At 46.7% G+C, this 6,119-nt stretch carries 8 protein-coding genes and 1 pseudogene; all 9 read left to right on the top strand.

Annotation, left to right across the window (positions count from 1 at the left end; genetic code table 11):
* A pseudogene (locus AC3WJN_RS25345) lies at positions 1 to 75 on the top strand (RNA polymerase subunit sigma-70); the annotation flags it as partial.
* 385 nt (positions 76 to 460) lie between these two features.
* Positions 461 to 694, top strand: a complete 234-nt coding sequence (locus AC3WJN_RS25340) for a hypothetical protein (RefSeq protein ID WP_007781139.1) — start codon at positions 461 to 463, stop codon at positions 692 to 694.
* Positions 695 to 1,087 (top strand): type II toxin-antitoxin system VapC family toxin, encoded by a 393-nt coding sequence (locus AC3WJN_RS25335; protein ID WP_007781142.1) that lies wholly within the window; start codon positions 695 to 697, stop codon positions 1,085 to 1,087.
* Between the two features lie 78 nt (positions 1,088 to 1,165).
* Complete coding sequence (locus AC3WJN_RS25330) at positions 1,166 to 2,299, top strand: DUF6155 family protein (RefSeq protein WP_007781146.1); 1,134 nt, start codon at positions 1,166 to 1,168, stop codon at positions 2,297 to 2,299.
* A 12-nt stretch (positions 2,300 to 2,311) separates the two neighbouring features.
* Positions 2,312 to 2,950, top strand: coding sequence for a UPF0158 family protein (locus tag AC3WJN_RS25325; RefSeq protein WP_007781149.1), 639 nt, complete (start codon positions 2,312 to 2,314; stop codon positions 2,948 to 2,950).
* A 28-nt stretch (positions 2,951 to 2,978) separates the two neighbouring features.
* Positions 2,979 to 3,275 (top strand): nucleotide exchange factor GrpE, encoded by a 297-nt coding sequence (locus AC3WJN_RS25320; protein ID WP_157179516.1) that lies wholly within the window; start codon positions 2,979 to 2,981, stop codon positions 3,273 to 3,275.
* 187 nt (positions 3,276 to 3,462) lie between these two features.
* Positions 3,463 to 5,127 carry an SWIM zinc finger family protein gene (locus AC3WJN_RS25315; RefSeq protein WP_007781152.1) on the top strand — a complete coding sequence of 555 codons (1,665 nt, stop codon included), beginning with the start codon at positions 3,463 to 3,465 and terminating at the stop codon, positions 5,125 to 5,127.
* A 151-nt stretch (positions 5,128 to 5,278) separates the two neighbouring features.
* The gene (locus tag AC3WJN_RS25310) at positions 5,279 to 5,458 is read left to right on the top strand and encodes a hypothetical protein (protein ID WP_007781155.1); all 180 of its coding nucleotides are present in this window, start codon (positions 5,279 to 5,281) and stop codon (positions 5,456 to 5,458) included.
* Positions 5,451 to 6,074, top strand: coding sequence for an ATPase (locus AC3WJN_RS25305; protein ID WP_433947669.1), 624 nt, complete (start codon positions 5,451 to 5,453; stop codon positions 6,072 to 6,074). The genes AC3WJN_RS25310 and AC3WJN_RS25305 overlap by 8 nt, the downstream gene beginning before the upstream one ends.
* The last annotated feature ends 45 nt before the right edge of the window (positions 6,075 to 6,119 follow it).

Below are 6,119 nucleotides of genomic sequence, written 5' to 3'. Positions count from 1 at the left end.
CTCATGGCAAAAGGCGATCCGTACGCCCGCAACAAGCTGATCGAGCACAATTTGCGGCTGGTGGCGCATATTGTGAACACGTTGTGAACACGAACCGACGTCAGAAGGAGGGTCGCTTTGTGTGCAGCGGGCGGTTTGTGCGGTGAGGGGGGACAAGCCATCTGGATCGATAAGCTATTCCGAAGAGGCCGGCTTATGTGCTTCTGGCTTTTGAGTGTGTTATGTTATACTGTTGGTAACACGAAATTAAGCGCTCCAGTATGACAGAAGAAACGATTATGACAGGAGTGAAATGATATCGAAGAGCAGCGATCCATTCAAGCCGATGTTGAAGCCAATCCGGAACTGAAATTCATGATTGAACAGAGCAGAATGGAATATAAATCCGGAAAGGCCTTGAGTACATCGGAAATACTGAAATATCTTGCAAATCTTAAATCGGAAGGTTGGTGTTTAAACAATGTCTTTGCCCAAAAAGATGGATCAGCAAACGGCTAAGGAACTTCGCTCCATACTGCAAAAGATGAATATTACGCACAGCAAAGTAAAAATCAATTTGGATAACGACACGATTGAAGTAGAGGATGACTACTCCATTGATGACATCCTTGAGTCGGCGGGGGTATTAACACCGGAACAAGCAAAGCAGTTGGCTAATGAAGTCAAGAAAATGCGTGAGGAAGAGTGGAACTAAATGGGCGGTTATTTACTCGATACCAATATTGCGATCGCATTGCTGGCTGGGGAGCATGCCGCGTTGGATTTTGTTAGGCAGGCCAGTGACGATCGGATGTCGATTTATTTCTCCGTAATTACGGAGTGCGAAGTGTTCAGCGGGCTGGAATCCGCTTATCGTTTGCAAGGAATCAAGCTGTTTAATTCACGAAGATGTATTGAGGTAAGTTCCAGTGTTGCCCGACTTGCCGGGGACATACGTAGGGAACAAAAGTCGAAAGGACGGAAGCTTAAAACTCCGGACGCAATTATTATTGCAACTTCTATTGAGCACCAGCTTGGTCTTGTATCAAGGGACCACGATATGAGCTTTGTTCGGGAAGCATTCGGTTTGCCGCTGTTTACCATTTAGCCTACCCATTGTAATTCCAACCGGGATACAGTGGGTTTGTTTATATACTCGGAATACTTAAAAGGAGAACAGACGATCATGGTTTATAGATGCAGAATCGAACTGAATGAGATTGCCCCGAAGATTTGGCGGGAGTTTCAATTTCATCCGGACGTGACGTTTCATCAGCTTCACAAAATCATCCAATCGGTCATGGGATGGGAAAATTACCATTTATACGAGTTTCATGTGAAAGAAAAGGTGATCGGTCTGCCCGATCCGACATTCGAGCATATAGAAGACCGCGAGGTGCTGAATGCACGGAGGGAAATCGTTCAGAAGCATGTTCACGAAGAAAACACCGTATTTACATACGTGTATGATTTTGGAGATGATTGGCAGCACACGGTTACGTTGATCAAAATCGACGCATCGACATCCGACCCGGCACCCTTGTGTCTAGATGGTGCCCGCGGCTGTCCGCAGGAAGATGTGGGAGGCGTGTGGGGGCATCAGCATATGCTGGAAGTACTGCTTACTCCCAATCATCCGGAGCGGGATCATTTTATAGGCTGGGTTCGAGAAGGATATGATCCCGAACATTTCTCCTGCGAAGAAGTGAATCAGGAGCTTGAGCGGCAGAAGGACAAGCTGATCCCCAAGTCACTGGTTAAGCGGCCGGTAGGGAAAAAGCCTGTGAAGCTGACGAAGTCTGCTCTGAATAAGCATCTGAAGCAGCTAAATAGCGACCAGCTTATCGATTTGGTGAAGGCTTGTTATGGCGCCAGCAAAGATATGGAGAAGTTTCTTGCTGTAAGAATACTGGGCGATGAAGCAGTAGAGTCTCTCTTTCAAGAGTATTGCAAGAAGGTTGAGAAAGAGTTTTTCCCTGAGCGGGGATTTGGCAAGCTGAGACTCCAGGAAGCGAAACATGCGATTTCGGAATTCGAGAGATTGACTGGAAATTCCAGGTACGCCCTGGAATTGAAGCTGGTCTACGTTGAAAATGGAGTTGATTTCACCCTAAGCTACGGGGATATTGATGAACGCTTCTACTACAGCATGGTGTCCATGTATGCCGATATCATTGATCAAGTAAATGAAGATGAAACAGCCGAGTTGTTCGACGAATTCGAGGAACGTCTCGAAGCCGTTGTTTCGAAAACAGAAGGGATCGGCTGGGGTTTTCATGACAATTTGGCTAATCTGCACGTTCAAATAAGATGGATTTAGGTGGGGAACTTAATGCGCGGCAGGAAGAAAAATAAGCGGACCGGTCAGAAAGCGGAATTCACGGGGCTGTTGGAGCAAGACGAGAATTTCTATTTTATCGCCGGATATACGGATGGAGGCTTCCCGTATGGAATCACGTGGGAGGAATATGAGGCGGAACAACGCGGCGAGTTGATCAAAGCGACAGTAGCTGAGGGAGAACCTATGAAAGAATTGAAATTGACCAAGCAGCAGTTTCAGGAGATTGTGGATGCATACGACATGTACGTAGAAGGAATAGAGTCCTTCCTGAATATCGAAACTGGAGATGTTGTCATGTTGCGAACGTTTGACCGGGATGAAGAGGACGAAGAATTAAGCGAGATCATTGAAGAAGGCTTTAATGAAATTTACTTTCGGATACCGAAACGGGAGTCGGATGAAGGATATACCGACATGGTTGATTTTGCGGAAACGGTTGAAGATAAAAAGCTGCAATCCACTTTGATGCACATATTAAGCGGCGGCAAGAGAATATTCCGAAGATTCAAGGATGCGTTATCTTCCGACAGCGAGCAGTTAGAGCGGTATTACCAGTTTGTTGAAGAGCAGAATCGCAAACGTGTTTCTGATTGGTTCGAATCCATTGAAGTGAAGTTGATTCTCGAGTAATAAAGAAATGTTTGGGCAGGGGATACCGGTGAAACGTTCTTCAAGACAGACGATGATTAAGCTGTATGCTCAAGCGGTCATTTCGGAACTTCAACAATTAGGTTATCCCAATGATCAAGCTAAAGCAGTCTTTTTTCGACACTATCGAGACATGAAACGCTTATTTGGTCTTGAGCAGAATGTATGCGATTTTGCAAAGATGATTGATGAATTTGAACGTGCCATGCAGAAGAAGCATGACCCGAGTGATCCCAATTCAATTGCTGTTGGCCATCTAAACCACTTGGCTAAAACATACATCCTTAAGCATAAAAGCAACAAATGAGCAGGATTATTTTCCAATCGGTAACCGATATACGACCTGTGTCGCTGTCACCATTTCTAAAAGATGAATATGTCGACGCTGCGGCAGATCAACATATTTTCTTTTTCACCACTGAGCGATCTTATCAGGTGTTCATCGACTATTGGAATTCCAAGATGGAAAGAAGCATCCAAAGGGGGTGGTCCTCTTGAATTTATCCGATTTTTCCAGATACATAGATCCTGCAGTTGTACACAGAGGGAAGGAATACGCGTCCGAAGGACGGGTAATTTCCTTGAAGTCCATTGCCGATGAAAAGTACACTGCGGTTGTGCGCGGGTACGAGGATTATGAGGTTTATGTAAGGCTAGACAACGAGAACAACATAATGGAATCGGAATGCGATTGTCCGTACGATTTTGGACCGGTATGCAAGCATCAAGTCGCCGTATTCCTCGAGCTTAAGAATAGAGAAGCAGACGGGGTATCTTCACCGGAACCGTCTCTCCGGCAACTGTTGGAAGCAGAGAGCAAGGAGAAATTAATCGAATTGCTGCTCTCGATTGCATCGGATTCATATACCGCGGAAGAGCGCATCAGACTCCACTTGTCGAAAAGGGGCGCGGATCAGGAGTTGGACGCCTGCCGACGGTTGATTCGATCCTACATTGACACATATTCGGATGATCATGGTTTTGTGTCTTGGCGGAACGTAAGCCACGCGGTGGAAGGTGCGAAGATCGTCGCTGAAAAGGCTCTCTCCGCCTTCGATGAAGAGGAATGGTTGCACGGGCTGGCGATTCTGTTTTGCATCATCGAAGAGATGATTGAATTATTGCAGTCCGCCGACGATTCGGACGGTGGAGTCGGGATCGTGATCGAAAGCTGTCTGGAATCGATCTTCAAGCTGGTTCAGGATCGCCATCATATTCCGGCGGAAGAACGCATGAAGATTTTCCGTCGGTTGTTGGAGGAGATACATCAACCTTATTATGACGGGTGGCCGGATTGGCAGCTCGCGCTCCTCGAGGCGGCGGGCGCGCTGATCGAGTCGGAAGAGATGCAACATCAATGGGATGATGCGGCGGATTCGCTCCTGGGTCATATGTCCGGGAGCAATTGGTCGAAGAGGTACGCAGACGAGCGGGTGGCTGTGCTCCGATATGGTCAAATATTGGAACGTTCAGATGAAGAACAGGCGAAAGCTTATTTGTATAGACATCTGCATTTCCCGGAAATCCGGGAGATTGCGATTCGTGCGGCGCTTGAGCAAGGCGATGCCGAGGAAGCGATCCGATTGGCGGAGGCCGGGGAAGCTCAAGATCAGGGGCTGCCGGGGCTCGTCTATCGCTGGAAGAAATATCGGTATGAGGCATACCATCGCACAGGACAAGTCGAACAGCAGCGGAAACTCGGGATGGAGCTGATCATGAACGGAGAATATGATTATTACCGGTCTGTGAAGGATACATTTTCGGATGAGGGAGAATGGTCCTTGTATCTGCAAGATATGTTAGATCAATTGGAGCAGAGCCCGAGGGGAGAGCATACGTATACCCAAATCCTGGTGGAAGAGGAGATGTTCGCACGGCTTTTGGAACATGTCCGCAAGGCACCTTACCGAATTGAATCGTTCTATGAGCAATTGCTTCCGCATTACCCGGAGGAGGTGAAGGCGCTTTTCGTGGCATATATCGAATTCCGGGCGGATCAATCCAGAGACAGGCGAGATTACGCCGATGTTTGCCGGATCATTCGAATGCTTCAACAGGTTGGCGGACGGAAAGAAGCGTTCACCGTCACACAAAAATTGTTAACCAGGTTTCCGCGAAGACCGGCTTTCCGGGAGGAGTTGGGGAAGATCCGTTTTTGAACTTTATAATGGAATAAGAAGTCACGCGGTTTGTGCACAGCGGATTTTTTTGTGATGAGGGTGGACAAACCGGTATGCGAAACCTGTAATTTTGATCATAATCGAATATGTTATAATAGTGTCTAAATGGAGACGGATTCGGTGGTGATCGATGATGGAGCGTGTTCAAGATTTGCAAAAACTGATCAAACTTACGGGCGATCGCGCGAAACTGGATGCAAAAGCGAACGGAACTTACATTGTTTATCAAACGGAAAAAGGCCAGATTGTCAAAGAATATGCAAACGGCCTGATCGAGCCGATCGACAATCCAGGGGTTCCTCATGAATGAGTTCTCCGCCGTGATGATTGTATTCGCCGGCAATAACGGCAGCGGTAAAAGCACCATTCGCAATCTGATAGTGGACAGGCTTGGTATCAGTGTCAATATAGATCCCGACGCTTTAGCTCGCGGCATTGATTCTGACCATCCGGATCGCCGCAAAGTATCCGCGGGCAAAGAAGCGATTAAGCTTGCGAGAGAATGTATTCAGCATAAACGAGATTTTTCGTTAGAAACGACTTTGGCTGGCGGCAATGCTATTCGACTGATACGGGATGCCAAGGCGAACGGCTTTGAAGTGACGATGTTTTATGTGGGTCTAAATGATGTTCGGCTCAATATCGAACGTGTTGCCGCCAGAGTTCAAACCGGTGGACATCATATACCGACTAAAGACATCGTTCGGAGACAAACCACATCCATGCAAAATCTTCTGACTCACTTCCATCTTATTGATCATTTGATTGTGATTGACAACAGCGGAGCGTCCGGTGAAATTGTTTTACATGCAGAACATAACGTCCTGAAATATCAGGCAGAATCTCTCCCAATGTGGGTGCAAAAGATTAAGGATCAGTTAAATGAATTTAACTTGAGCCTTTTGCAAAATTCACTTCTTGATTAGACGCGATAAATTCGAAGGAGTCCTTGCATGAAGAATTGTTATCAA

The organism is Brevibacillus sp. FW306-2-1A-C05A (assembly GCF_058781555.1).
Note: the sequence above shows the minus strand (reverse complement) of the source record. Positions and strands in the feature narration are given on the sequence as shown.

What these genes read in the sequence shown, in the direction of transcription:
- AC3WJN_RS25340 (WP_007781139.1), top strand. Translation starts at nt 461, where the DNA reads ATGTCTTTGCCCAAAAAGATGGATCAGCAAACGGCTAAGGAACTTCGC.
- AC3WJN_RS25305 (WP_433947669.1), top strand. Translation starts at nt 5,451, where the DNA reads ATGAATGAGTTCTCCGCCGTGATGATTGTATTCGCCGGCAATAACGGC.
- AC3WJN_RS25325 (WP_007781149.1), top strand. Translation starts at nt 2,312, where the DNA reads ATGCGCGGCAGGAAGAAAAATAAGCGGACCGGTCAGAAAGCGGAATTC.
- AC3WJN_RS25310 (WP_007781155.1), top strand. Translation starts at nt 5,279, where the DNA reads ATGATGGAGCGTGTTCAAGATTTGCAAAAACTGATCAAACTTACGGGC.
- AC3WJN_RS25335 (WP_007781142.1), top strand. Translation starts at nt 695, where the DNA reads ATGGGCGGTTATTTACTCGATACCAATATTGCGATCGCATTGCTGGCT.
- AC3WJN_RS25330 (WP_007781146.1), top strand. Translation starts at nt 1,166, where the DNA reads ATGGTTTATAGATGCAGAATCGAACTGAATGAGATTGCCCCGAAGATT.